We start from the raw sequence: 25,190 nt of genomic DNA, 5'->3' as shown, positions 1-25,190 counted from the left end.
GCGCCCCCGGGGCGGTACGGGCTCAGGCCGAGGGCTCGTCCGCAGCCGCCGGAAGCGGGGCCCCGGCCTCCCCGGCGGGGCCGTCCGCGGCCACCGTGGCCGCGCCTGCCGCGCCTGCCGTTCCCGCCGCGCCTGCCGTTCCCGCCGCGCCTGCCGCGCCTGCCGCGCCTGCCGCGCCTGCCGCGCCTGCCGCGCCTGCCGCGCCCGCCGCGCCCGCCGCGCCCGCCGCGACCGCGGCTCCGGCGCGCCGTCCGGCGGCCGCCACCGCCGCCCGCGCGGTGCGGGCGGTCCGTAGCGCGTCCCAGGTCAGCAGGGCCAGCGCCAGCCACACCAGCGCGAAACCGGCCCACCGCTCCGGCGGCATCGACTCGTGGAAGACCAGCAGACCCAGCGCGAACTGGAACGTCGGCGCCAGATACTGCAGCATCCCGACCGTCGTCAGCGGCAGCCGGACCGCCGCGGCGCCGAAGCAGATCAGCGGCACCGCCGTCGCCACCCCGCACCCGGCGAGCAGCAGCGCCGTGCCGATGCCGTCGTTCACGAACGCCGAGTCGCCGCGGACACCGAGGAAGACCAGGAAGCCGACCGCCGGTATGAACTGCATCGCCGTCTCCGCCGCGAACCCGTCCACGCCGTCGAGCTTGATGCCCTTCTTCAGCAGCCCGTACGTGGCGAACGAGAAGGCCAGCACCAGCGAGATCCACGGCACCCGGCCGTAGGCGACGGCCATCACCAGCACCGCGAGGGCGCCCACGCCCACCGCCGTCCACTGCAACGGCCGCAGCCGCTCCCGCAGCACCAGCACCCCGAAGGCGATGCTGACCAGCGGATTGATGAAGTATCCGAGCGACGCCTCCAGGACGTGCCCGGCGTTCACCGCCCAGATGTACAGGAACCAGTTCACGGAGATGACCGCCGCACACGCCGCGACCAGCGCCAACCGGCGCGGCTGCCGCAGCAGCGGGCGCACCCACGACCAGCGGCGCAGCGCCAGCAGGATGAGCGCGGCGACCGGCAGCGACCACGCCATGCGGTGCGCCAGGATCTCGGCGGGCGAGGCGGCGTCCAGCAGATGCCAGTAGAGCGGCAGCAGCCCCCACATGCCGTACGCGGCGAGACCGTACGCGAGCCCTGCGCGCTGCGTGTTCCCGGACTCCAAAGGACCCTCCCGAGGCTGCTCGGCCGCCCCCGGACGTGCGGCGCCACCCTGCGACGGTAGCGCCGCGCCGCCCGCCTGTCATGTGCGTATCGGAATACGGTCATGACCGCCGGGCGGCGCCGCGACCCACCGCCCGGCACCGCCGAAAGCCCAGGTCACGGCCTCGGAACGCGGCGGTGCCCCCACCGGGAGGACCGGGTGGGGGCACCGTGGGGCGGGCGGGTGCGGGCGTCAGCCGACGACCGTCCAGGTGTCGTTGCCGGTCAGCAGCGCGCCGAGGTCGCCCTTGCCCTGCTGCTCGACGGCGGCGTCCAGCTGGTCGGCCATCAGGGTGTCGTAGACCGGGCGCTCGACGTCGCGCAGCACGCCGATGGGGGTGTGGTGCAGGGTGTCCGGGTCGGCGAGGCGGGAGAGGGCGAACGCCGTGGTGGGCGACGGGCTGTGCGCGTCGTGCACCAGGATGGCGTCGGTGCCCGCCTCCGCCACGTCGACGACCTTCAGATCGCCGGTGGCCGGGTCGCGGACGACGCCCTGGGAGCCGAGACCGTCCTCGCCGGGCACGCCGAAGCGGATCGGCTGCCCGTGCTCCAGCCGGATCACCGCTTCCTGGGCCTTGTCCTTGTCCTTGAGGACCTCGAAGGCGCCGTCGTTGAAGATGTTGCAGTTCTGGTAGATCTCCACCAGCGCGGTGCCCGGGTGGTCGGCGGCGGCGCGCAGCACGGAGGTGAGGTGCTTGCGGTCGGAGTCGACGGTGCGGGCGACGAACGACGCCTCCGCGCCGAGCGCCAGCGACACCGGGTTGAACGGCGCGTCCAGCGACCCCATCGGCGTCGACTTGGTGATCTTGCCGACCTCGGAGGTGGGGGAGTACTGGCCCTTCGTCAGCCCGTAGATCCGGTTGTTGAACAGCAGGATCTTGAGGTTGACGTTGCGGCGCAGCGCGTGGATGAGGTGGTTGCCGCCGATGGACAGCGCGTCGCCGTCACCGGTGACGACCCAGACGCTCAGGTCGCGGCGGGAGGACGCCAGGCCCGTGGCGATCGACGGGGCGCGGCCGTGGATCGAGTGCATCCCGTAGGTGTTCATGTAGTACGGGAAGCGGGAGGAGCAGCCGATGCCGGAGACGAAGACGATGTTCTCCTTCGCCAGCCCCAGATCGGGCATGAAGCCCTGGACGGCGGCGAGGACGGCGTAGTCACCGCAGCCGGGGCACCAGCGGACCTCCTGGTCCGACTTGAAGTCCTTCATGGACTGCTTGGCCTCGGCCTTGGGCACCAGCGCCAGCGCCTGCGGTCCGGCCGCCGGGCCCGCGATCGTCTCAGTCATTGATGGCCTCCTTGAAGACCTCGGCGAGCTGCTGGGCCTTGAACGGCATTCCGCTGACCTGGTTGTACGAGCGCGCGTCCACCAGGAACTCGGCGCGCAGCAGGGTGGCGAGCTGGCCGAGGTTCATCTCCGGCACGATCACCTTGTCGTAGCGCGCCAGGACCTCGCCCAGGTTCTTCGGGAAGGGGTTGAGGTGGCGCAGATGGGCCTGGGCGATGCGCTGCCCGGCCCCGCGCACCCGCCGCACCGCGGCGGTGATCGGGCCGTATGTCGAGCCCCAGCCCAGGACCAGGGTGTCCGCGTCGGCCGGGTCGTCGACCTCCAGGTCCGGGACCTCGATACCGGCCACCTTGGCCTGGCGGGTGCGGACCATGAAGTCGTGGTTGGCCGGGTCGTAGGAGATGTTGCCCGTGCCGTCCTGCTTCTCGATGCCGCCGATCCGGTGCTCCAGCCCCGGCGTGCCCGGCACCGCCCACGGGCGCGCGAGGGTCCGCTCGTCGCGCTTGTAGGGCCAGAACACCTCGGTGCCGTCGGCCAGGGTGTGGTTGGGGCCGGTGGCGAACTGCACGCGCAGGTCGGGCAGTTCCTCGACCTCGGGGATGCGCCAGGGCTCGGAGCCGTTGGCGAGGTAGCCGTCGGAGAGCAGGAACACCGGCGTGCGGTAGGTCAGCGCGATCCGGGCGGCGTCCAGGGCCGCGTCGAAGCAGTCGGCGGGCGTCTTCGGCGCCACGATCGGCACCGGCGCCTCGCCGTTGCGGCCGTACATCGCCTGGAGCAGGTCGGCCTGCTCGGTCTTGGTCGGCAGACCGGTGGAGGGGCCGCCGCGCTGGATGTCGACGATCAGCAGCGGGAGTTCGAGGCTGACGGCGAGACCGATGGTCTCGGACTTCAGCGCCACACCGGGGCCGGAGGTCGTCGTCACCGCGAGCGAACCGCCGAAGGCGGCGCCGAGCGCGGCACCGATACCGGCGATCTCGTCCTCCGCCTGGAACGTCCGCACCCCGAAATTCTTGTGCTTCGACAATTCGTGCAGGATGTCGGATGCCGGGGTGATCGGGTACGAACCGAGGTAGACCGGCAGATCCGCCTGGCGGCCCGCGGCGACCAGACCGTAGGACAGGGCGAGGTTTCCGGAGATATTGCGGTAGGTGCCGGTCGGGAAAGCCGTCGTCGCGGGGGCGACCTCGTAGGAGACGGCGAAATCCTCCGTCGTCTCACCGAAATTCCAGCCCGCCCGGAAGGCCGCGACATTCGCCTTGGCGATGTCCGGCTTCTTGGCGAACTTCGCCGCGAGGAACTTCTCCGTACCCTCCGTCGGCCGGTGGTACATCCACGACAGCAGGCCCAGCGCGAACATGTTCTTGCTGCGCTCGGCTTCCTTGCGGGAGAGCCCGAAGTCCTTCAGCGCCTCGATCGTCAACGTCGTCAGCGGCACCGGATGGACGCGGTACGCCTCCAGCGAGCCGTCCTCCAGCGGGCTGGTGGCATAGCCGACCTTCGCCATCGGACGCTTGGTGAATTCATCGGTGTTGACGATGATCTCCGCGCCGTGCGGGACATCCGCCAGATTTGCCTTGAGGGCCGCCGGATTCATCGCCACCAGAACGTCGGGGGCGTCACCGGGGGTGAGAATGTCGTGATCGGCGAAATGCAGCTGGAAACTGGAAACACCGGGCAGGGTACCGGCGGGGGCGCGGATCTCGGCGGGGAAATTCGGCAGTGTCGACAGATCATTGCCGAAGGACGCGGTCTCCGAGGTGAACCGGTCACCCGTGAGCTGCATACCGTCCCCGGAGTCACCCGCGAACCGGATGATCACCCGGTCCAGACGCCGGATCTCCTTGTCTGTGCCTCCGTCACCAAACGAGCGCTGTTCCCCGACGTGCGCTCCGTCGGCCTGTTCGGCGGTGCTGCTGACCTGGCTGGTCACTGCTTCGGACCTCCCTAGAGGGGTACGGCTCCCCGCCGGAGGGCGGGTTCGGGACGTGTCGTGCCGACCGGACGGTCCCCTCACCATCGTACGGGGGTAAGGGTCGCCTTCCCTGGGTCGATCACATGATGGACGTGGCCGTGAGATGGCGGATGCTCGTGAATCGTCATGAAAACACTGGGTCCGTCCCCCCTCTCCGAGGCCGCTCCGCACTGCGGTGACGCTCCGACAATGGTGCTAGGACCACGGACCTACGGCCCCGGTGCGGCGCGGTACGTGCCTGGTCCGGGGCGCGGCGGCGGGGGCGTCACGGGCGGAGGTAGGTGAGGACGGCGAGCACCCGGCGGTGATCCCCGTCACTCGGCGCCAGGCCCAGCTTCAGGAAGATGTTGCCGATGTGCTTCTCCACCGCGCCGTGGCTGATCACCAGCTCCCGGGCGACGGCGGCGTTGGTCCGGCCCTCCGCCATCAGGGCGAGCACCTCCCGCTCCCGCGGGGTCAGCCGGTCCAGCGCCTCCTGACGGCGGCTGCGGCCCAGCAGTTGGGCGACCACCTCGGGGTCGAGCGCGGTGCCGCCGTCCGCGACCCGCTCCACCGCGTCGACGAAGTCCCGCACCTCGGCGACGCGGTCCTTGAGCAGATAGCCGATGCCCCGGGTCGACCCGGCCAGCAGCTCGGTCGCGTACTGCTCCTCGACGTACTGCGACAGCACCAGCACCCCGACCTCCGGGTGCGTCCGCCGCAGCGTCAGGGCGGCCCGGACCCCCTCGTCGGTGTGGGTCGGCGGCATCCGGACGTCGGCCACCACGACGTCCGGCGGGGAACCGGACCCGGCCAGTTCGCCGACCGCCGTGACCAGCGCGTCGCCGTCGCCGACACCGGCCACCACCTCGTGCCCGCGGTCGGTCAGCAGCCGCGTCAGCCCCTCCCGCAGCAGCACCGAATCCTCGGCGATGACCACCCGCACCCTGTCCTCCACGTCGCCCGTCTCTCCCGAACCGTCCCCACGCCACCGCCCCGCTCACTCCCGGGGCGGCACCTCAGCATCCCAGGATCGGGACGCGTCGGGGCAGAAACGGGTGAGCGGGGCGAGGAGCGTGAGGTTGCTGAGGCGGTCAGCCCTCCCGGGGCACCGGGCCGTCCCCGGGCGCCGCGGTCCGTACGGTCTCCGGGGCGCCGCCGTACGGGGCGGGCGCCTCGGCACCGGCGACCACCGGCCCGGATCCCGTCGCGGTCGGCGGCCAGGGGCCCAGCAGCACCCGGATCAGGGCCCGGTCCGGGGCGGTCAGCGCGTACGTCACCCAGGGCAGGGCGAGGACGAGCAGCAGGCCCACCAGCGCGGTGACCGCGATCTCGGCCGGGGTGTCGAGGTACCCGGAGAGATCGCCCGGCACGGCGCCCGGCTCCCACAGCTGGATGCCCGGCTGCCCCAGGTAGCGCGGGAACGTCCACTGCCACAGCGGATACGTCAGCAGCGACCAGGCCAGCAGCCAGTACGTGAGCACGACGGAGAAGGCGGCCACCGCCCAGGGGAAGCGCAGCAGGCAGAAGAGCAGCTGCCGCCAGGAGGCGCCGTTCCGCAGCAGCGCGCCGGTCCACCGCACCACGCCCGCACCGGACGGCCGCACCGGTGGCGGCGACGCCACCGCCGTCCCCAGGAGGACCCGGGCCCGCGCCCGCTCCATGGCGCCCAGACCCCGCGCCCCCGCCAGCGTCGCCGCGAACACCGGGATGCCCGCGACGGTGACCAGCAGTCCCACGCTCAGCGAGACCATCGTCGTCGCGTACGCGAACAGGGCGACGGCCACCGGGAGGTTGCCGAGGAGGTAGAGGAACGCGCGCCAGGTACGCCCCGAGAAGGGGGCGCGCAGCGCGAGGAGTGCGCGGGGGGCGTCCGCCCGCCGCTCGGAAGCCGTGGCCATCGTCATGCCGTCCGTCCTGTCGGTGTGCCGAAGTCGTCGTGCCGGAAGGGGTGGTGCCGGAAGGAGGCGGTGCCTGTTTTCGGGATGCCTGGTCCGCCGGACGCGCCCCGGGGGCGGTCCGTGTCTCCGGATGAGGTGGGGCGGCGCGGGGTCACCGGCCGCGGGTGGGTCAGGTGGTGGTGCGACCGCGCCAGGGGAGGGCGGCGGTGATCCGGGTGGGGCCGCCGGACGGCGAGTCCAGGGTGAAGGCGCCGTCCACCGACGCCAGCCGGTCGGCGAGCCCCGCCATGCCGCCGCCCGGCACCTTCCGGGCGCCGCCGTGGCCGTCGTCGGTGACCGTCACCAGCAGCCGCCCGCCGGAGTGCCGCACCTCCACGGCGGCGGACCGCGCCCCGGCGTGCTTGGAGACGTTCTGCAGCAGCTCGGAGACGGTGAAGTAGACGATGCCCTCGATCGCCGGTACCGGGCGCTCCGTCAGCTCCACGGCGACCGACACCGGGGCCGTGCAGCGCCCCGCCAGCGACGTCAGGGCCGGGCCGAGACCGCGGTCGGTGAGGATCGCCGGATGGATGCCCCGGGCCAGGTCCCGCAGCTCCTGGAGGGCCAGCTTCACCTCGCCGTGCGCCTCGTCCACCATCGCGGCGGCCGCCTGCGGGTCCTCCTCCAGCTTCTCCTTCGCCAGCCCGAGCCCCATCGCGAGCGCCACCAGCCTGGCCTGCGCGCCGTCGTGCAGATCCCGCTCGATGCGGCGCAGATCCGCCGCGGCGGTGTCGGTCACCTTCTCGCGGTCCGCCTCCAGTTCGGCGATCCGCCGCTCCAGCGCGTCCGACGGCGACAGCAGCCCGCGCACCATGGCCCGGTCGACGTCGGTCAGCAGCCGCGCCGCCCAGGGCAGCAGCGGCCAGCCCGCGACGAGCAGGACGAGGGTGAGCCCGAACGTCACCACCACCCACGGCAGCCGGACCAGCGCGAACAGCGCGTGCCGCCACCCCACCGGGTCCGTGAGCCGCGCCCACAGCCGGGGGAAGAACCCCGGCTCCCGGGCGCGCAGCGGCGACGGCTCCGGTATCCGCAGGCCCAGCAGCACCCGGGCCCGGGCCCGCTCCAGTCGCCCGTACCACCGGCACGCCGCCAGGCCCAGGGCCAGCAGCGGCAGTCCGACCACCGTGATCGACAGTCCCAGCCCCGTCACCAGCCACACCAGCGCCACCTCGAAGGCGAGCACGCCCAGCGGCAGATTGGCCAGCAGGTACCCGATCTCCCGCCAGGTCTCGGGGGAAAGGGCGGCGCGCGGACGGGGCAGGGGCGCCCCCTCGTCCTCGCGTGCGCCGGCCGGGGTCACTGTCTGTGTCATACGGCAAGCCTGCCCGGACGCCGCGCCGTCTGCCATGGGGTGCACGGGCCGGGTGGGGGTGGGGTTCTCCCCACCCCCACCCGGTGACCGGGGCGCCCCGGGTCCGGCCGTCCTCGGGGAGGCCCTCCGCGCACCCCTCGGGACGACTTGCCCCTGTGCGGGGGTGCTCGCCCCGGTACCTGCTCTGACCTGCCCTTTTGTCGATTCCCTCGCCGCTTTCGAGGGGTCGGGGAGGCGAAAATCGCCGTAGGGTGTCGCCGTGCGTACAGGGGAGGGACGAGGGGCGATGGCGCGGAACGACGGCGGCCGGTCTCCGGGGGCGGACACCACACGGCGGCGGCACACCCGCCACACCTCTCCGTACGGGGCAAAAACCCCGGCGGACGGCGGCCGTTGGCCGGGCGGGCGCCGGACGGAGGCCCCGGCGTGAGCGCGACCGTGGGCGCCCCCGAGGAGCGCCGCACCACCCTGAGCCGGGTCACCCTCGTCACCGGTGACGGCCGCCGCACCGCACTCGTCGTCCCGTCCGGGGAGCCCGTGGGGGCGCTCCTGCCGGAACTGCTGCGGCTGCTCAGCGCACGCCCGGCCGGACCCGGTACGCGGCAACTGGTCACCGCCGACGGCACCGCCCTCGCCCCGCACGCCTCCCTCGCCGCCGCCCGCCTGCCGGACGGCGCGGAACTCCACCTCGTCCGGGGCCCGTTCACGCCCGGCACCCGCCCCGGCGGCGGCCTCGGCGCCGACACGGCCGCGCCCCTGGAGGTACGCGGCTGGGGCTGGGGACCACGGTCCGCCGCGGCGGCCGCGGGCGCGGCGGGTGTGCTGCTCGGCGCCGTCGCGGGCACCGGCGCCGACCGCTGGTACGGCGGCGCCGCCGCGCTCTGGCTCGGCGTCGCCGCGGTGCTGTGCGGCGGCGCCGGTGCCGCCCTGGCCGCGACCCGGCCCGCCCGACGCGCCCCCGGGGCGGCCCTGTTGCTGCTCGGCGGCACCCTGGGGGCGTACGCCTCCTGGTACGCGGCACCGGGCGGCGCGGTCCGCCTCGCCGCCCTGGCCGGGACCGCCGCCGCCCTCCTCGGACTCTTCGGGCTGTGCGCCCCCTGGCGGCGCGCGGCCCACCTGGGGGCCGCCGCGGTCCTCGTCTCCCTGGGGGCGTGGGAGGCCGGACTCGCCCTGACGACGCCCGCCCGGACCGGCGCGCTCCTCGGCCTGCTGGGCCTCCTCGTCCTGGGCCAACTGCCCCGCCACGCCCTGACGTCGGCCGGACTGACCGGGCGCGACGACCGGCGCGCGGGCGCCACCCCGGTCAGCCGTCACCGGGTGGCCGCGGCCCTCGGCGCCACCCACCGGACGCTCGCCCCGGCCACCGTGGCCGTCGCCGTCTCCACGGGCGCCGGTGGCTGGCTCGCGGCCGGTCAGAGCGGCGTCTGGGCGCCCGCCGCCGCGCTGCTGCTGGGCCTGGTGCTCTGCGCCCGGGCCCGCGCCTACCCGCTCGCCGCGCAGGTCGCCGCGGTCGCCGCCGCCGGGTGCGCCGCCTGTCTGCACCCGGTGCTGCGCTGGGCGGCGACCGGCCCGGCGCCCGCCGCCGCGGGCGCGCTCCTCTGCCTCCTGGCGGCCCTCCCGGCCGCGCTCCTCACCCCGCGCACCCAGGACGCCCTACGGCGCGCCGTCGCCCGCGCCGAACCGGTGGCGGTCCTGGCCCTGCTCCCGGTGACGGTGGGCGCCCTCGGTGGGTACGCCCTGCTGCGGGACGCGTTCTGACGATGAACGGTACGGACCGGGCGACCCGGGACCAGGGTGCGCCGGTTACGGGGGTGGCGGCCCCGTCCGCACCGCCCGACGGCTCGGAACCACCGGTGGCACCCGCGCGGACGGAACCATCGGCGGTACCCGAACGGTCGTGGCAGACGGGCCCGGAGACACGGCCGGAGGCAACGCAACGGCCGGTCCGGCCAAAGGCACCGGGAGCACTCGGGGAAGAGGGGCGGCGGGACATGGCGGCACAGACACGGAAGCAGGACGGAACGGACGGCCCGGCGGAGACGCCGTCCCCTCCGGGAGCCCCCGAAGCGCCGTCCCTTCCGGGAGAACCCGGAAGGGACGTCCCAGGGGCGCCTGCGGGTGCGCCGGGGGCGCCCGAACAGACCCCGCGCGCCGGGGCGGCGCCCGGGGCGGCCGGGACGCCCGGGGCGGGTCCGGCTCCGGCCGGGCCTGGGGCTTCCGGGGTGGCGCAGGCTCCCGTCGGGGCGGTGGCTCCCGGTCCGGCCCAAGGGGCAGCTGCTCCTGTGGCTCCCGGTCCGCAGCCGGTCCCGGCCGCTCCTGGCCTGGCTCAGGCTCCCGCTGCGCCCGTGGCTCCCGGTCCGGCCCAAGGGCCAACTGCCCCTGTGGCTCCCGGTGCGCAGCCGGTCCCGGCCGCCCCCGGTCCGGCTCAGGCCCCCACGGCCCCCACGGCTCCCACGGCTCCCGGGGCGAATCAGGCTCCGGCCGCTCCCGCTCCTGCTCCCGCTCCGGCCCCGGCCGCTCCCGGCCCGGCTCCGGCTCCCGCCGGGCCCGTGGTCCCCGGCCCGATCCAAGGGCCAGCCACCCCCACGGCCCCCGGGGCGAATCAGGCTCCGGCCGCCCCCGGCCCGGCCCAGGCCGCTCCCCTGCCCGCTTCGTACGGTCGTCCCCGGCTTCCCGCCCGTACGCCCGTTTCCGTACCGCTGTTGCCGCCGGAGCTGGTCGACGGGCAGCCCAGGCCGCGGCGTGGGGATCCGCTGGGGCGGCGGGCCGGGCGGGCGTTGCGGAAGGTGTTCGCCTCGTCGCCCGCCGGTGAGACGGCGGCGGTCACGGAGGCGGCGCGCGCCATCCAGCAGCCGGTCGTCACCGGGCGGCAGATCGCGGTCTCCAGCATCCGGGGCGGCGCCGGTAAGTCCACCGTCGCGGCGCTGCTCGCGCTGACCTACGCCCACTACCGGCCCGACCCGGTGCTCGCCGTCGAGGCCGATCCGGCGCTCGGCACCCTCCCGCACCGGCTGGGCGCGCGCGAGGTGCGCTGGTCCGGCAGCGATCTGGCGGAGATCGTCGACCCGTCGATGCTGATCACCGATCTGACCGGCTATCTGCTGCCGTTCACGGGCGGCGGCTGGCTGCTGCCCGGCAGCCAGGGCGCGATCGGCACCCGGCTGGACCTCGACACCTACCGCATCGTCATGACCTCGCTGCGGCGCCACTTCGCCGCCACCGTCGTCGACTGCGAGACCCTCCCCGCCGAGGTGGCCCGTACCGCGCTGGTCACCACCCAGGCCAGGGTGCTGGTCACCCCGGCCACCCCGGAGGGCGTCGCGGCCACCCGTTCCGTACTGGACTGGGTCGGCGGCCTCCACCCGGGACTGCTGCCGACCACCGTCGTGGTCCTCACCCACCTGGCGCCCGACACCGGCATCGACGCCCGTACGGCCACCGCCCACCTCGGCGCGGGCGGCGCGGCGGTGCTGCCGCTGCCCTACGACCGTCATCTGGCCGCGGGGGGCGCGATCCGTACGGAGTTGCTGGGCGAACGGACGCTGGCGGCCGCGGCCCGGATCGCCGCCGAGGTGATGGACCGCGCGGTCTCCCGGGAACCCGGCCGCCGCCCGTCCGACCACACCACCCGCGGCGCCGAACCGTACGTCGCCCACGGCGTCGTCCGCCCCGCCGCCGCCCCGATGCCGCACCCGGGGACGGCACCGGACGCGGCGCCGAACGTGATGCCGAACGCGACGCCGACGGTCGTTCCCGGGGCCGCGGGGCCGGTTGCCCCGGGCGGGCCGGTCGTGCCCGCTACTGGGGCGGTGACGGTTACCCCCGCGGGGCCGGTCGTCCCCGGGCCCGCCGCCGGAATGCCGCCCGCCGCCGGGCCGCAGCTTCAGACGCCACCGGGCCCGCAGCCGCCTCTCGCTCCGCAGCCGCAGCCCCACGCACCGCTCGGCCCGCAGCTACCGCACCAACCGCAGGGTCAGCCCCCACACCAGGGCAACCACCCACACCACCCCCACCAGCAGCCCCTGCCCCCGCAGCAGACCCAGCCGCCGTACCAGGGACAGGCACCCCAGCCGGGACAGGCAGCCCAACCGATGCAGACGGCACAGCCAGTACAGGCGCCCCAGCCGCACCACAGTCCGCAGCAGCCCCTGCCCCCGCACACCAACCCATACATGCAGCCCCACCCGCCCTACGTCCCCAAGCAGCAGCCCCCGGCGCAGCAGCCCCCGGCGCACCCGTACGGGCAACCGCCCCACCAGCCCCGGGCGACCCCCGAGCCTCCCCGGCAACCGGAGCCGCTGCGGGCCACCCGGCAACCCCAGGCGCCGCCGTCGGGCGGGGAGCGGAGTCCCTTCGACGCCCCGCCGGACGGCCGGAGCCCCTTCGACGGCGGCCCGCTGCCCCGTCCGGACGGGGCCGGGGCCTGACCGCCCGGCGCCGTCCGGCCCGTCCGCATGGCGGGCAGCACCGTCCGGCAGTCGGTCGCAGAGCCGGGACGAAGTGGGGTCAACGTCACCGTGGACGAGACGCGGCTGCTCAGCGCGGGGAGGGCAGGGCCTAGACTCCGTGCGTACAGATCGTCGAAGTCGTTGAACAAGCGCAGTCAGGGAGCGAGGGGCGGACGTGCCGGACGACACGACCGTGCGCACCATCACCAGCGCCGCGGAGTACTTCCAGGGGTATTCCTTCGTCGGCCTGGTCGCCGTCGTCGGTGTCCTCTTCGTGGGCGTGGCCTTCGGCGCCGGGCGGTTGCTGCGGCCCGTGGTGCCGACGCCCGAGAAGCTGCTGACGTACGAATGCGGCGTGGACCCGGTCGGCGAGGGCTGGGCGCACACCCAGGTCCGCTACTACGTCTACGCGTTCCTCTACGTGATCTTCGCCGTCGACTCGATCTTCCTGTTCCCCTGGGCGACGGTCTTCGCCGCCCCCGGTTTCGGCGGCGTCACGCTCGTGGAGATGTTCATCTTCCTCGGCTTCCTCACCGTCGGCCTGCTCTACGCATGGAAGAAGGGCGTCCTGGAATGGACGTGACCCCCGCCCCCGACGGCGCGTCGGCTGCGGCCGAGGGCTCCGCCCGCGCCGATCTGCCGATGCCGCGCCGCCTGGGCACGCTCTCCCGGCTCGCGCCCGAACCGATGAAGGTGGTCCTCAACTGGGGCCGCCGCTACAGCCTGTGGGTCTTCAACTTCGGCCTCGCCTGCTGCGCCATCGAGTTCATCGCCGCGTCCATGGCGCGCCACGACTTCATCCGGCTCGGCGTCATCCCGTTCGCGCCGGGCCCCCGCCAGGCCGACCTGATGATCGTCTCCGGCACCGTCACCGACAAGATGGCCCCGGCCGTCAAGCGGCTCTACGAGCAGATGCCCGAGCCGAAGTACGTCATCTCCTTCGGCGCCTGCTCCAACTGCGGCGGCCCTTACTGGGACTCGTACTCCGTGACCAAGGGCGTCGACCAGATCATTCCGGTGGACGTGTACGTACCGGGCTGCCCGCCCCGCCCGGAGGCGCTGCTGCAGGGCATCCTCAAGCTCCAGGAGAAGATCGCCCGCGAATCGCTGGGCGAGCGGTACGGCTCCGCCGGGGCGCCCGCGCCCTCCGCGAACGCGCTGCGCAGCGGCCTGGTGGCGCCCCCGGAGCCCGGCCCGGCCCCCACGGCGGAACCCGGCGGTCCGGGGGAGGAGCCCCGATGAGCGAGCCGACGCACGACCCGGCGAACGGTCCGGCCGAGGAGCCGGTGGACGCGCCCGCGGCGGAGGCGGCCGAGCCCGTCGTCGGCTGGCTGCCCGGCCCGGCGAGCGCCCTCTTCGGCACCGGCGCCACCGCGGAAGCCGCCTACGACCTGCTGACCGTCGACGTACCGGCCGACCGCTGGATCGAGGCCCTGACCGTCGCCCGCACCGCCCTGAGCTGCACCTTCTTCGACTGGCTGAGCGCCGTCGACGAGCCCGGCACCGGCTTTCGGATCTGCGCGCACCTCGCCGACGTCTCCCGCCCCGGCACCGTCCGGCGGCTGCTCGTCCGCACCACCGTGCCGCACGACGCCCCGGCGCTGCCCACCGCCATCGGCGTCTACGCGGGCGCCGCCTGGCACGAACGCGAGACGTACGAGATGTTCGGCGTGGACTTCACCGGCCACCCGCACCTCGTGCCGCTGCTGCTCCCGGAGAGTTTCGAGGGCCACCCGCTGCGCAAGGACTTCGTCCTCGCCGCGCGGGTCGCCAAGGCGTGGCCGGGCGCCAAGGAACCGGGCGAGTCCGAGCACGGCGGCCCCAAGCGCCGCCAGATGCTGCCGCCCGGCGTCCCCGACCCGAACGAATGGGGCCCGCTCAAGGGCCAGCTGCCCCCGGCCCCGGCCCGCCCGGCACGCGGTGCCCGCGCGGCCGGTGGCGCCCGCGCCGCCGGTGCCGGACGGACGGCCGGTGCCGGACGCGCCGGAGCGGCGGAGCGCCCGGCCGCGGGCGAACGCCCGGCCCGCCGCACCCGCTCGGCGAGCGCCGGCTCCGCCAGCCAGCGCCCGACCACCCCGGAACCGCCCGCGTCGCCCCAGCCCGTGGCGGAACAGCCCGCGCCGGAACAGCCCGCGTCGGAGCGGCCTGCGGCCGGTGGCCCGACAGCACCGGCCGGACCCGAGGCGTCGGCGAAGCCGGAGACCCCGGCCGGGCCGGAGGCGGCGGCGAAGCCGGATGCGGCCGCCGAGCCCGAGACCGCGGCCGGGCCGGAAGCACCGACCGGACCCGAGGCTTCCGCCGGGCCCGAGGCGTCGGCGAAGCCGGAAGCGGCCGCCGGACCCGCGGCGTCGGGCGGAGGCGCCGCCTCCCGTCCGGCCAAGCCCGCGGCCACCTCCTCGGACGCCCCCTGGCACCACGCCCGCCCGGCCTTCGAGGAGCCCGAGCCCGCCCCGGCGGACACGGCTCCCGACGCCACCGGCACCGGTACGGACGGGGAATCCGGTAAGGACGGGAAACCCGGTACGGCCGGGAAACCCGGCACCGGTACGTCCACCGGCTCCGGCGAGGAATCCGGTACCGGCCAGGACGCCGGTACCGACGACGGCACCCCCACCCAGGACCCGGCAGGAGGCGACACCCCATGAGCGACGCTCTCGACATCGTGGTGCGCCTGCTCGCCGTCTTCGTCGCCTTCCTCGTCCTCCCGCTGGTCGTCGGACAGACCGAACACAAGGTCATGGCCCATATGCAGGGCCGCCTCGGACCGATGTACGCGGGCGGGTTCCACGGCTGGGCGCAGCTCGTCGCCGACGGCGTGAAGTTCGCGCAGAAGGAGGACATCGTCCCCGCCGGTGCCGACCGGCGCGTCTTCCAGCTCGCCCCGGCCGTCGGACTGCTGCCGTATCTGCTGGTCCTGGCCGCCATCCCGATCGGGCCGCGCAACGCGGTCGGCCAGAGCCTGGACGCGGGCCTCTTCTTCGTCCTCGCGGTGATGGGCGTCGGCGTCCTCGGCTCGATCATGGCGGGCTGGGCGTCGGCCAACAAGTTCTCCCTGCTCGGCGGCTTGCGCACGGCCGCCCAGCTGCTCGCCTACGAACTGCCGATGCTGCTCGCCGCCGCCTCCGTCGCGATGGCCGCGGGCACCCTCTCGCTGCCCGGGATCCTCGACTCCTTCCACTGGTGGTGGGTGCCGTGGCAGCTGATCGGCGCGGTGGTCTTCTTCGTGGCCGGTCTCGCCGAGCTGCAACGCCCGCCGTTCGACATGCCGGTCGCCGACTCCGAGATCATCTTCGGCGCGTACACCGAGTACACCGGTCTGCGGTTCGCGCTCTTCCTGCTCGCCGAGTACGCGGGCATCGTCGTGCTCTGCGCCCTGACCTCCGTCCTCTTCCTGGGCGGCTGGCACGGACCGTTCGGCGCCGACGGCCTCGGCTGGCTGTGGACGCTGCTGAAGACCGCGGTCCTCGCCTTCCTCATCATCTGGCTGCGGGTCACCTATCCGCGGCTGCGCGAGGACCAGCTGCAGAAGCTCGCCTGGACCGTCCTGATCCCGCTCGCCCTCGTACAGATCGCCCTCACCGGCGTCGTCAAGGTGGTGACCTCCTGAGATGGCCGCCGACAAGAAGTCCAAGCCGTCCGGCTTCCCCGGCTCCGGGCTCGCCAAGGGCCTCGCCGTCACCCTCCGGACGATGACGAAGCGCAGCGTCACCGCGCAGTACCCCGACGTCCAGCCCGATCTGGCACCGCGCACCCGCGGCGTCATCGGGCTGTTCGAGGAGAACTGCACGGTCTGCATGCTCTGCGCCCGCGAATGCCCCGACTGGTGCATCTACATCGACTCCCACAAGGAGACGGTGCCGCCCGCCGCCCCCGGCGGGCGCGAGCGCAGCCGTAACGTCCTCGACCGTTTCGCCATCGACTTCTCCCTCTGCATGTACTGCGGTATCTGCATCGAGGTCTGCCCCTTCGACGCGCTCTTCTGGTCACCGGAGTTCGAGTACGCCGAGACCGACATCCGCGAGCTGACCCACGAGCGCGACAAACTCCGCGAGTGGATGTGGACCGTGCCCGAACCGCCCGCCCTCGACCCCGCCGCCGAGGAGCCCAAGGAGATCGCCGCCGCCCGTAAGACGGCCGACAAACTCGCCGCCCAGCAGGCCGCCGCCGACGCCGAGAACTCCGGGGAGGACGCGTGACGCTCGCCGCCGCAAGCCACGGCTTCCTCACCCCCTCCGGCGTCGAGATCGCCTTCCTCCTCGTCGGCCTCGTCACCCTCGGCGCCGCGGTCGTCACCGTCACCACCCGGCAGCTCGTCCACGCCGCGCTCTGGCTGGTCGTCGCCCTCGGCGGCACCGCCGTCGAGTACCTGCTGCTGACCGCGGAGTTCATCGCCTGGGTGCAGGTCCTGATCTACGTCGGCTCCGTCGTCGTTCTCCTCCTCTTCGGGCTGATGCTCACCAAGGCGCCCATCGGCCGGTCACCCGACGCCGACTCCGGCAACCGCTGGGCCGCCGTCGCCGTGGCCGCCGCCTCCGCCGCCGCCCTGGTGTGGGTCGTCGTCGACGCCTTCCGCGCCACCTGGATCGAACTCGGCACCCCGCAGGGCACCACCGAGACCACCGGCCGCAGCCTCTTCCAGTACTGGGTCCTCCCCTTCGAAGCCCTCTCCGTCCTGCTGCTCGCCGCCCTGGTCGGCGCGATCGTCCTCTCCCGCAAGGGCACCGACACGGCAGCCGGGTCCGACGGGGGCGGTACGGCACCGCTCCCGGCACCCGGCGCGGCGGCCCCCTCCGGCGCGGCGACCGCCCCCGGCCCCGCCCTGCGGGAGGGACAGCGCTGATGCATCTCGTCTATCCGGCCGTCCTCGCCGCCCTCCTCTTCTGCACCGGTCTGTACGGCGTGCTCGCCCGCCGCAACGTGATCCTGGTGCTGATGTCCGTCGAGCTGATGCTCAACGCCGTCAACCTCAACCTCGTCGCCTTCGACGCCTGGCTGCGCGACACCCTCCACGCCGGGCAGGCCCTGACCCTCTTCACCATCGCCGTCGCCGCCGCCGAGATCGGCATCGGTCTGGCGATCGTGCTGCTCGTCCACCGCCACCGCGGCACCTCCGACATCGACCGGCTGCGCGACCTCGCCGACACGCCGGGCACCCCGGACGCCGCCACCGCGGAACCGCAGCCGCAGCCGGACACCAAGGCGGAGGCCCCCGCGTGACACCCACGACCACCGCCGTCCTCGTCCCCCTCCTGCCGTTCCTCGGCGCGGTCGCGGGATTCCTCCTGGGCCGCCGCGCCCCCGGCTTCGTCCGGCCGCTCGCCGTGCTGCCCACGCTCGCCGCCGCCGTGCTCGCCGCCGTCACCGCGGCGGCGGTCGGCACCGGGCCCGCCACCGACGTCGCCACCCGGCTCACCCCGACCGGCTCCGTCCCCATCGACCTGGCGCTCCACCTCGACGGCTTCGCCGTCCTGATCGCCGTCCTGGTCGGTGTGGTCGCGACCTGTGTGCAGATCTACTCCACCGGCTATCTGCGGGACGACCCGCGCTACCCCTCCTACGCCGCGCTGGTCTCGCTCTTCACCTCCGCGATGCTGCTCGTCGTCTACACCGGCGACCTGATGGTGCTGCTCGTCGGCTGGGAAGTCATGGGCATCTGCTCGTACTTCCTCGTCGGCCACTACTGGGAGACCGAGGCCGCCCGCGCCGCCTCCCTCAAGGCGTTCCTCGTCACCAAGCTCGGCGACGTCCCCTTCCTCTTCGGCATCTTCGCGCTGGCCGCCGACACCGGAACCTTCCGCATCACCGGCATCGTTGGCTCGATCGCCCGCGACGGGCTCGACCACCCGACGCTGATCGCGCTGCTGCTGCTCGCCGGTGTCGCGGGCAAGTCCGCGCAGTTCCCGCTGCACACCTGGCTCCCCGACGCCATGGCCGGTCCCACCCCCGTCTCGGCGCTCATCCACGCCGCGACGATGGTCGCCGCCGGTGTCTATGTCGTCGCCCGGCTCCTCCCCGTCTTCGCCGCCTCCGCCGCGGCGCTGGTCGTCCTCGCCGTCATGGCCGCGGTCACCATGATCGGATCCGGTCTGGCCGCGCTCGCCCAGGACGACGTCAAACGCGTCCTCGCCTACTCGACCATCGGCCAGCTCGGCTACATGACCGGTGCCCTGGCCGTCGGCGACCGCGGTGCGGCCGTCTTCCACCTCATCTCCCACGGCGCCTTCAAGGCCCTCCTCTTCCTGGGCGCCGGGGCGCTGATCCACGCCGCCGGTACCAACTCGCTCTCCGCCATGTCCCGGATGAGCGGCCTGGACCGGCGCGTCCCCGACGCCTACTGGACCGTCACCGTCGCCCTCCTCGCGCTCGCCGCCATCCCGCCGTTCTCCGGCTTCTTCTCCAAGGAAGCCGTCCTCGGCGCCGCGGAGCACGCCGCCACCGGCGGGGCCGCGGGCATCCCCGGCGCGGCCGGTTGGACCGTGCTGATCTCCGGGCTGATCGCCGCCCTCCTCACCGCCGGGTACGCCACCCGGCTGTGGCTGCTCGCCTTCCGCGGCAGCGGACCCGAGGCCCCCGACCACAGCCCGCAGCCGCTCGCCATGAAGGCCGTGCTCTGGGTCCTCTTCGTCCCCACCGCCGCCTTCGGCCTGACCGCCCCCTTCCTGCCCGACTGGTTCGACGGGCGCTCGCTCACCCCGACGCTCACCACCTCCGTCCTGGGCACCGGCATCGCCCTCGTCGGCGGCCTGATCACCTACGCGACCTGGCGCCACACCACCGCCCCGGCCACCCGCACCGCGGCCGACGGCGCCGCCACCGACCCCGGCCGGGTGCTGCTCGGGCCGCTGTACCGCCCCGCGGCCGCCGGATTCCACCTCGACGCCGTCTACACCACGCTGTTCGTCCGGCCGGTGCGCGCCGCCGCGGTCCTCGTCCGCTTCCTCGACCGCGAGGTCGTCGACACCTACGTCCGCGCCGCCGGAACCGGCCCCCGCTGGCTGGGCGCCGCCGTCCGCCGCGCCCAGACCGGCAACGTGCAGACCTACCTCGGCGCGCTGCTCGCGGGCGCGCTCGTCCTGGCCGTCGCCGCGGTCCTCGTCGCCACGGGCACCGGAGCCTGACCATGAATCACACCGCTATGCAGCTGCTCCTCGCGGGCGTCGTCGTCCTCCCGCTGCTGGGCGCCGTCGGCGCGCTGCTCCCGGCCCCGCCCGGCCTCCGCGGCCGCGGCCCCGACCAGGCCGTACTGCGCCACGGCGTGACCGTCACCGGCGTCGTCCTCGCGGCGACCGTGGCCCTGGCCATCGGCTTCGACCACAGCCACCCGGCCCGGATGCAGGCCACCACCGACATCAGCTGGATCCCCGCGCTGGACATCCGCGTCCACCTCGGCATCGACGGCATCTCGCTCCCCCTCGTCGTCCTGACCGCGCTGCTGACCTTCCTCTGCGCGCTCTACAGCTACTTCTCGATGCCCCAGGGGCCGTCCCCCAAGGCGTTCGTCGCCCTGCTGCTCCTGCTGGAGTCCGGCACCCTCGCCACCTTCGCCGTCCTCGATCTCGTGCTGTTCTTCCTGGCGTTCGAGATGGTGCTCATCCCGATGTACTTCCTCATCGCCCGCTGGGGCGGCAATTCCGGAGGGGCGGCGCCCGGCGCTCCGTCCGGCCGGGAGTCGGGCGGCCGACAGGCGGCCGCCTGGAAGTTCATCCTCTACACGCTGCTCGGCTCCGTCGTCATGCTGCTCGGCCTCCTTCTCGTAGGAGTAAAAACCGGCACGTTCGACATGGTTGCACTCGCCACTGACAACGGTCCGAAGTCCCAGCTCAGCCACACCGTCCAACTCGTCGCGGTGCTCGCCATCGGTGTCGGACTGGCGGTCAAGTCGCCGCTGTGGCCGCTGCACAGCTGGCTGCCGGACGCCCACACCGCGGCCCCCACCGTCGGCTCGGTGCTGCTCGCCGGAGTCCTGCTGAAGATGGGCACGTACGGCTTCGTGCGGATCGCGCTGCCGATCGCGCCCGAGGGCATGCACACCTTCGCGCCCTACCTCGCCGCCCTCGCCGCCGTCGGCATCGTCTACGGCTCGCTCGCCTGCCTCGCGCTGGTCCGCAAGGGCGCCAAGGGCGATCTGAAGCGGCTGATCGCGTACAGCTCCGTCGGTCACATGGGCTTCGTACTGCTCGGCATCGCCTCCATGACGCCCACCGGCGTCAACGGCGCGCTCTTCGCCAACATCGCCCACGGCCTCATCACCGGCCTGCTCTTCTTCCTGGTCGGCGCCCTCAAGGACCGCACCGGTACCACCGACCTCGACACCCTCGCCGGTACCACCGGCGCCGCGCTCTACGGGCGCGCGCCCCGCTTCGGCGCCCTGCTCGCCTTCGCCGCCGTCGCCTCCCTGGGCATCCCCGGGCTCGCCGGTTTCTGGGGCGAGATGCTCGCCATGTTCGGCGCGTTCCACCCGGCGCCGGGCCTCAGCCGACCCGCCTTCCTCACCTTCATGGCGCTGGCCGGGCTCGGCACCCTGCTGACCGCGGCGTATCTGCTGCTCGTCGTCCGCCGGGTCTGCATGGGCGCCACCCCCGACGCCGACGAGCCCGCCGCCGCGATCGAGGAGGGCACCGCCTCCCCGGACGAGGCCGCGCACCACGCCGCCCCGGGGAAGCGGCCCGCCACCGGACGGACCGCGGGCGGCACCCTCATCCCGGACATCGCACGCCACGAATACGCGGCCTGGACCCCCCTCGCCGCCCTCACCGTCCTCGCCGGACTGTGGCCCGCGGCCCTCCTCGGCCTCACCGACCCGGCCGTCCAGCAGCTCCTCGGAGGCGGCAAGTGACCAGCCCGATGATCTCGACGGCCGCGAGCGGAGCGGCCTCCCTGGTGCAGTCCGTCGACTGGGTCGCCCTGGCGCCGCCCCTCCTCACCGCCCTCGTCGCCCTGGTGGTGCTCGTCGCGGACCTGTTCCTCCCGGTGGCGCGCAAGCCGCTCCTGGGGTGGCTCGCCACCGGCGGCCTCGCCCTGGCCGGGCTCTCCCTGCTGCCCCTGGTGGGCGGCGACCGCCGCACCTTCTGCGTCGGCGGCGGGGACGTCTGCAGCTATGTCGCGGACCCGTTCGCCCTGGTCATCCAGCTCCTCGTGCTGGCCGGTGCGCTGCTGACCGCGCTGCTGTCCATCGACACCGTCAAGGACGGCGGCCTGCCCGCGGGCGAGTACTGGTTCCTGCTGCTCTCCTCGGCCTCCGGCGCCGCCCTGCTGCCCGCCTCCCGGGACCTGGCGACCCTCGTCCTCGCCCTGGAGGTGGCCTCGCTGCCCGCCTTCGCCCTGGTCGGCCTGCGCCGCGGCGACCGGCTCTCCTCCGAGGCGGCCCTGAAGTTCTTCCTCTCCTCGGTGGCCGCCACCGCCGTGATGCTCCTGGGCGTGAGCTTCCTGTACGCCGCCACCGGGAGCCTCCACCTGACCCGCGTCGCCCATGGACTCGCCCACCTCCCGGACCCGCGCCTGGCCACCCTCGCGAGCGCCGGCGTGGCCCTCACGCTCGTCGGCTTCGCCTTCAAGACCGCCGCCGCGCCGTTCCACTTCTGGGTCCCCGACACCTACGTCGGCGCGCCGCTGCCCATCGCCGCGTACCTCTCCGTCATCGGGAAGGCCGTCGGCTTCTCCGGCCTGATCCTCGTCACGGTCAAGGGCTTCCCCGCGTACGCGCACGTCTGGGGCCCGGTGCTGGCGGTGCTGGCCGCGCTGACCATGACGGTCGGCAACGTCGCCGCGCTGCGTCAGGACCCGGCCCGCACCCACAGCGCCGTCCGGCTGCTGGCCTGGTCCTCCGTCGGCCAGGCCGGGTACCTCCTGGTGCCGATCGCCGCCGCCGCGTACGCCGACGCCCCGGGGCGCGCCATCGGGTCGACCGTCGCGTACGCCCTGATGTACGCCGCGGTGAACCTCGGCGCGTTCGCGGTCGCCGCCCTGGTGGCCCGCACCAGCCCGGCCAACCGCCTCACCGACTACCGGGGGCTGGCCGCCCGCCGCCCCGTGGTGGCGCTGGCGCTCGGCTTCTTCCTGCTCTGCCTGGCCGGGCTGCCGCCGGGCGTGATCGGCCTGTTCGCCAAGGTCACGGTCTTCGCCTCGGCCGTCGACGCGGGCCTGGGCTGGCTCGCCGTGGTCATGGCCGTCAACGTGGTGATCGCGCTCTACTACTACCTCCGCTGGACGGCCGTGCTCTTCCGCGGTGCCCCGCAGGAGGCGGCCGACGCGGGCTCCGTGGAGGTGACGGCGGGGGGCGCACTCGCCGCCCGCCCCGCGCCCGCCCGGATCCCCGCGCCGCTCGCCGTCGCGCTCACCCTGGCCACCGTCCTCGGCGTGGCCCTCTCCGGCGCCCCGCAGCTGGTCCTGCGCTTCGCCGCGAGCACCCTGCTGTAAGCCCGGCCCGGGCCGCCCCCTGGCCGGAACCCGGCGTTCCACCGCCGCCGCCCGCGTCCGTCCGGGCGCCGGAACCGGCCCTCCCCGGGTGCGGAGGGTGAGGGAACCTGCCCTGCTCATCCCGCGTTGACCAGTGAGTAAGGGTCCACCGGAGAGTGGATGTCGCAGCAGCGGGTTCCCCTGCCGGATCGCTTGGAGGGCGTACGGTGCACCGCCGGCACAACGGGCTCAGAACCGCCGTACTCCTCGGTGGTCTGTCCGCCCTCATCCTCGTCATCGGCAGCTTCTTCGGCCGCACGGGCCTGGTCGTCGCCGTACTCGTCGCGGTGGGGACCAACGCCTACGCGTACTGGAACAGCGACAAGCTCGCGCTGCGGGCCATGCGCGCCCGCCCGGTGAGCGAATTCGAGGCGCCCGGTCTGTACCGCATGGTCCGTGAGCTGTCGACCGCCGCCCGCCAGCCCATGCCGCGCCTCTACATCTCGCCGACCCAGGCGCCCAACGCCTTCGCCACCGGCCGCAATCCCCGTAACGCCGCGGTCTGCTGCACCGACGGCATCCTCCAGCTGTTGGACGAACGGGAGCTGCGCGGGGTGATCGGCCATGAGCTGAGCCATGTCCACAACCGCGACATCCTCATCTCCTCGGTGGCCGGGGCGCTGGCCTCCGTGGTGATGTTCCTGGTGAATTTCGCCTGGCTGATCCCGGCCGGCCGCTCGGACGACGACGACCGCCCCGGGGTGCTCGGGATGCTGCTGATCATGATCCTGGGGCCGCTCGCCGCGTCCCTGATCCAGCTCGCCGTCAGCCGCTCCCGGGAGTACCAGGCCGATGCCTCGGGCGCCCGGCTCACCGGCGACCCCCTGGCCCTGGCCTCCGCGCTCCGTAAGCTGGAGAGGGGCACCCAGCAGCTGCCGCTGCCCCCGGAGCCGCGGCTGGAGACCGCGGGGCACATGATGATCGCCAATCCGTTCCGCGCGGGGGACGGTATGTCCCGCTTCTTCGCCACCCACCCGCCGATGGGCGAACGCATCAGCCGCCTGGAGCGGATGGCCGGTCCCCACATATAAAGGCGCGGCCGGGCACATCGGGGCGCCCGCGTCGCAACGTTCCCCGTCGGCTGCCGCGTCTACCCGGGCGTACCCCTGTCGCCCTGCCGTGGAAGGCTGTCGATCATGAAGCTCATCCTCAACGTCATCTGGTTGGTTCTCAGCGGCTTCTGGCTGGCGCTCGGCTATGTGCTTGCGGGAATCATCTGCTGCGTCCTGATCGTCACGATCCCGTTCGGCATCGCGTCCTTCCGCATCGCGGGCTACGCGCTCTGGCCCTTCGGCCGTACCACCGTCGAACGCCGGGACGCGGGCGCCGGATCCACGATCGGCAACGTCGTCTGGATCATCTTCGCGGGCTGGTGGCTGGCGCTCGGCCACATCTGCACCGGCATCGCCCTCTGCATCACGATCATCGGCATCCCGTTCGGCATCGCCAACTTCAAGATGATCCCGATCTCCCTGATGCCCCTCGGCCGCGAGATCGTCCCCACCGACGAGCCCTTCGCCACCCGCTGACCACCCGGGCGCGGGCCGCACCGCGCCCCGGCCGTCGCCCCGTCCGGGTGACGGCCGGACACGCCGGTGGGGCGGCGCGCCCATGGCCCGCCGCCCCACCCGGTCACTGCGTGTGCTCCGCCGACGGAACGCCCCGACCCACGGGCCCGTACCGTCGTACGCCGGTGCCTACCGGTAGTTCACGAACTGGATCGCGAAGTCCAGGTCCTTGCCCTTCAGCAGCTGCTGAACGGCCTGGAGGTCGTCGCGGCTCTTCGAGCTGACCCGCAGCTCATCGCCCTGGACCTGCGCCTTGACGCCCTTCGGGCCCTCGTCGCGGATCGTCTTGGCGACCTTCTTGGCGTTCTCCTGCGAGATGCCCTCCTGGATGGAGGCGAAGATCTTGTACATCTTGCCGGAGAGCTGCGGCTCGCCCGCGTCCAGCGCCTTCAGCGAGACCCCGCGCTTGACCAGCTTGGTCTGGAAGATGTCGAGTACGGCCTTGACCCGCTGCTCGCCGTTGGCGCGCATCTCGATCTTCTCGCCCGACCACTCGATCGACGCGTCCACGCCCTTGAAGTCGTAGCGCTGCGAGATCTCCTTGGCGGTCTGGTTGAGGGCGTTGTCGACCTCCTGCCGCTCGACCTTCGAGACGATGTCGAAACTGGAGTCGGCCATGGTGAGTTGGCTCCTCGTGGATAGATCCGTCAGGGAAACGGCCCGTCCCGGACCGCCCCGCCAGCCTAGAGGAGGCGGCCCCCGCACCCACGCCCCCGGCCGCGCGAACCGAGTGGCGGAGCACCCCCTGCCATCAGGTATGGTTTACGTCGTTGCCACCGAGCACCGCAGCAAGCGGGTCTCCGGCAGCAAACCCTGGCGGTGTGCCCGAGCGGCCAAAGGGAGCAGACTGTAAATCTGCCGGCTTCGCCTTCCCAGGTTCGAATCCTGGCGCCGCCACAGTGGAGGAAACCCCCTCCGAACTGCATCACAGCAGTTCGGAGGGGGTTTTCGTTTACCTGAAAGAGTCAGGCGCGACCGCTACGGTCGCTCAGCCTTCCTCCCAGCCCGTTGCTGCCGACGCCGGTGCC

21 protein-coding genes and 1 tRNA gene are annotated in these 25,190 nt (G+C 73.8%); 15 read left to right on the top strand and 7 right to left on the bottom strand.

Translation table 11 applies throughout. The features are described 5' to 3' along the window. Nucleotides 1-22 precede the first annotated feature (22 nt). From rarD to IF23_RS0114295, 6 genes are all read right to left on the bottom strand, one after another. On the bottom strand, nt 23-1,102 hold the full coding sequence (rarD, locus tag IF23_RS0114320) for an EamA family transporter RarD (RefSeq protein WP_245654980.1): 1,080 nt from the start codon (nt 1,100-1,102) through the stop codon (nt 23-25). 288 nt (nt 1,103-1,390) lie between these two features. Then, entirely contained in the window at nt 1,391-2,485 is a 1,095-nt protein-coding gene (locus tag IF23_RS0114315; protein ID WP_030283533.1) for a 2-oxoacid:ferredoxin oxidoreductase subunit beta, read from the bottom strand. Beyond that, complete coding sequence (locus tag IF23_RS0114310) at nt 2,478-4,415, bottom strand: 2-oxoacid:acceptor oxidoreductase subunit alpha (protein WP_030283532.1); 1,938 nt, start codon at nt 4,413-4,415, stop codon at nt 2,478-2,480. The genes IF23_RS0114315 and IF23_RS0114310 overlap by 8 nt, the downstream gene beginning before the upstream one ends. Nucleotides 4,416-4,722: 307 nt before the next feature. Beyond that, entirely contained in the window at nt 4,723-5,382 is a 660-nt protein-coding gene (locus tag IF23_RS0114305; RefSeq protein WP_281179968.1) for a response regulator transcription factor, read from the bottom strand. A gap of 148 nt (nt 5,383-5,530) precedes the next feature. Further along, nucleotides 5,531-6,343, bottom strand: coding sequence for a sensor domain-containing protein (locus IF23_RS0114300; RefSeq protein ID WP_051739564.1), 813 nt, complete (start codon nt 6,341-6,343; stop codon nt 5,531-5,533). Nucleotides 6,344-6,506: 163 nt separating this feature from the next. Continuing rightward, nucleotides 6,507-7,691 (bottom strand): sensor histidine kinase, encoded by a 1,185-nt coding sequence (locus tag IF23_RS0114295; RefSeq protein ID WP_030283527.1) that lies wholly within the window; start codon nt 7,689-7,691, stop codon nt 6,507-6,509. Between the two features lie 426 nt (nt 7,692-8,117). On the opposite strand from IF23_RS0114295, the gene IF23_RS0114290 reads away from it, so the two are divergent. The 14 genes from IF23_RS0114290 to IF23_RS0114225 all read left to right on the top strand — a co-directional run bounded on the left by IF23_RS0114290 (nt 8,118) and on the right by IF23_RS0114225 (nt 24,123). After that, nucleotides 8,118-9,449 carry an EsaB/YukD family protein gene (locus IF23_RS0114290; protein WP_245654978.1) on the top strand — a complete coding sequence of 444 codons (1,332 nt, stop codon included), beginning with the start codon at nt 8,118-8,120 and terminating at the stop codon, nt 9,447-9,449. 944 nt (nt 9,450-10,393) lie between these two features. Next, nucleotides 10,394-12,118 carry a CpaE/TadZ family protein gene (locus IF23_RS34925; RefSeq protein ID WP_245654981.1) on the top strand — a complete coding sequence of 575 codons (1,725 nt, stop codon included), beginning with the start codon at nt 10,394-10,396 and terminating at the stop codon, nt 12,116-12,118. 196 nt (nt 12,119-12,314) lie between these two features. Continuing rightward, nucleotides 12,315-12,722 carry an NADH-quinone oxidoreductase subunit A gene (locus IF23_RS0114280; protein WP_030283522.1) on the top strand — a complete coding sequence of 136 codons (408 nt, stop codon included), beginning with the start codon at nt 12,315-12,317 and terminating at the stop codon, nt 12,720-12,722. Beyond that, nucleotides 12,713-13,381, top strand: a complete 669-nt coding sequence (locus tag IF23_RS0114275; RefSeq protein ID WP_030283520.1) for an NADH-quinone oxidoreductase subunit B — start codon at nt 12,713-12,715, stop codon at nt 13,379-13,381. The genes IF23_RS0114280 and IF23_RS0114275 overlap by 10 nt, the downstream gene beginning before the upstream one ends. Further along, the gene (locus IF23_RS32620; RefSeq protein WP_078653970.1) at nt 13,378-14,784 is read left to right on the top strand and encodes an NADH-quinone oxidoreductase subunit C; all 1,407 of its coding nucleotides are present in this window, start codon (nt 13,378-13,380) and stop codon (nt 14,782-14,784) included. The genes IF23_RS0114275 and IF23_RS32620 overlap by 4 nt, the downstream gene beginning before the upstream one ends. Then, entirely contained in the window at nt 14,781-15,746 is a 966-nt protein-coding gene (gene nuoH, locus IF23_RS0114265; protein WP_030283516.1) for an NADH-quinone oxidoreductase subunit NuoH, read from the top strand. The genes IF23_RS32620 and nuoH overlap by 4 nt, the downstream gene beginning before the upstream one ends. A gap of 1 nt (nt 15,747) precedes the next feature. Next, nucleotides 15,748-16,335, top strand: coding sequence for a NuoI/complex I 23 kDa subunit family protein (locus IF23_RS0114260; protein WP_030283514.1), 588 nt, complete (start codon nt 15,748-15,750; stop codon nt 16,333-16,335). Further along, nucleotides 16,332-16,979 carry an NADH-quinone oxidoreductase subunit J family protein gene (locus tag IF23_RS0114255; protein ID WP_030283513.1) on the top strand — a complete coding sequence of 216 codons (648 nt, stop codon included), beginning with the start codon at nt 16,332-16,334 and terminating at the stop codon, nt 16,977-16,979. The genes IF23_RS0114260 and IF23_RS0114255 overlap by 4 nt, the downstream gene beginning before the upstream one ends. Further along, entirely contained in the window at nt 16,979-17,356 is a 378-nt protein-coding gene (gene nuoK / locus IF23_RS0114250; protein ID WP_030283511.1) for an NADH-quinone oxidoreductase subunit NuoK, read from the top strand. Before IF23_RS0114255 ends, nuoK begins: the two co-directional genes overlap by 1 nt. Then, on the top strand, nt 17,353-19,257 hold the full coding sequence (locus tag IF23_RS0114245; protein ID WP_030283509.1) for an NADH-quinone oxidoreductase subunit 5 family protein: 1,905 nt from the start codon (nt 17,353-17,355) through the stop codon (nt 19,255-19,257). The genes nuoK and IF23_RS0114245 overlap by 4 nt, the downstream gene beginning before the upstream one ends. A gap of 17 nt (nt 19,258-19,274) precedes the next feature. Further along, nucleotides 19,275-20,975: a complex I subunit 4 family protein gene (locus tag IF23_RS0114240; protein WP_078653969.1), complete on the top strand. Its 1,701-nt coding sequence runs from the start codon at nt 19,275-19,277 to the stop codon at nt 20,973-20,975. A gap of 8 nt (nt 20,976-20,983) precedes the next feature. Next, on the top strand, nt 20,984-22,555 hold the full coding sequence (locus IF23_RS0114235; RefSeq protein WP_030283506.1) for an NADH-quinone oxidoreductase subunit N: 1,572 nt from the start codon (nt 20,984-20,986) through the stop codon (nt 22,553-22,555). Nucleotides 22,556-22,761: 206 nt separating this feature from the next. Further along, nucleotides 22,762-23,625 carry a zinc metalloprotease HtpX gene (gene htpX / locus IF23_RS0114230; protein ID WP_030283504.1) on the top strand — a complete coding sequence of 288 codons (864 nt, stop codon included), beginning with the start codon at nt 22,762-22,764 and terminating at the stop codon, nt 23,623-23,625. Between the two features lie 105 nt (nt 23,626-23,730). Beyond that, entirely contained in the window at nt 23,731-24,123 is a 393-nt protein-coding gene (locus IF23_RS0114225; RefSeq protein ID WP_030283502.1) for a YccF domain-containing protein, read from the top strand. 168 nt (nt 24,124-24,291) lie between these two features. Here IF23_RS0114225 and IF23_RS0114220 read toward each other — a convergent pair whose 3' ends face one another. Continuing rightward, nucleotides 24,292-24,780: a YajQ family cyclic di-GMP-binding protein gene (locus IF23_RS0114220; protein WP_030283501.1), complete on the bottom strand. Its 489-nt coding sequence runs from the start codon at nt 24,778-24,780 to the stop codon at nt 24,292-24,294. Nucleotides 24,781-24,977: 197 nt separating this feature from the next. Between IF23_RS0114220 and IF23_RS0114215 the strand changes: the two genes are divergently transcribed. Continuing rightward, a tRNA-Tyr gene (locus IF23_RS0114215) sits at nt 24,978-25,059 on the top strand. Nucleotides 25,060-25,190: the final 131 nt, after the last annotated feature.

Origin of the sequence: Streptomyces catenulae, from assembly GCF_000718015.1 — a bacterium.
Classification (GTDB): domain Bacteria; phylum Actinomycetota; class Actinomycetes; order Streptomycetales; family Streptomycetaceae; genus Streptomyces; species Streptomyces catenulae.
Note: the sequence above shows the minus strand (reverse complement) of the source record. Positions and strands in the feature narration are given on the sequence as shown.

Coding starts and splice junctions, on each gene's coding strand:
- rarD (WP_245654980.1), bottom strand. CDS start 1,102: ATGTGGGGGCTGCTGCCGCTCTACTGGCATCTGCTGGACGCCGCCTCG.
- IF23_RS0114315 (WP_030283533.1), bottom strand. CDS start 2,485: ATGACTGAGACGATCGCGGGCCCGGCGGCCGGACCGCAGGCGCTGGCG.
- IF23_RS0114300 (WP_051739564.1), bottom strand. CDS start 6,343: ATGACGATGGCCACGGCTTCCGAGCGGCGGGCGGACGCCCCCCGCGCA.
- IF23_RS0114295 (WP_030283527.1), bottom strand. CDS start 7,691: ATGACACAGACAGTGACCCCGGCCGGCGCACGCGAGGACGAGGGGGCG.
- IF23_RS0114275 (WP_030283520.1), top strand. CDS start 12,713: ATGGACGTGACCCCCGCCCCCGACGGCGCGTCGGCTGCGGCCGAGGGC.
- IF23_RS32620 (WP_078653970.1), top strand. CDS start 13,378: ATGAGCGAGCCGACGCACGACCCGGCGAACGGTCCGGCCGAGGAGCCG.
- nuoH (WP_030283516.1), top strand. CDS start 14,781: ATGAGCGACGCTCTCGACATCGTGGTGCGCCTGCTCGCCGTCTTCGTC.
- IF23_RS0114260 (WP_030283514.1), top strand. CDS start 15,748: ATGGCCGCCGACAAGAAGTCCAAGCCGTCCGGCTTCCCCGGCTCCGGG.
- nuoK (WP_030283511.1), top strand. CDS start 16,979: ATGCATCTCGTCTATCCGGCCGTCCTCGCCGCCCTCCTCTTCTGCACC.
- IF23_RS0114240 (WP_078653969.1), top strand. CDS start 19,275: ATGCAGCTGCTCCTCGCGGGCGTCGTCGTCCTCCCGCTGCTGGGCGCC.
- IF23_RS0114235 (WP_030283506.1), top strand. CDS start 20,984: ATGATCTCGACGGCCGCGAGCGGAGCGGCCTCCCTGGTGCAGTCCGTC.
- IF23_RS0114225 (WP_030283502.1), top strand. CDS start 23,731: ATGAAGCTCATCCTCAACGTCATCTGGTTGGTTCTCAGCGGCTTCTGG.
- IF23_RS0114220 (WP_030283501.1), bottom strand. CDS start 24,780: ATGGCCGACTCCAGTTTCGACATCGTCTCGAAGGTCGAGCGGCAGGAG.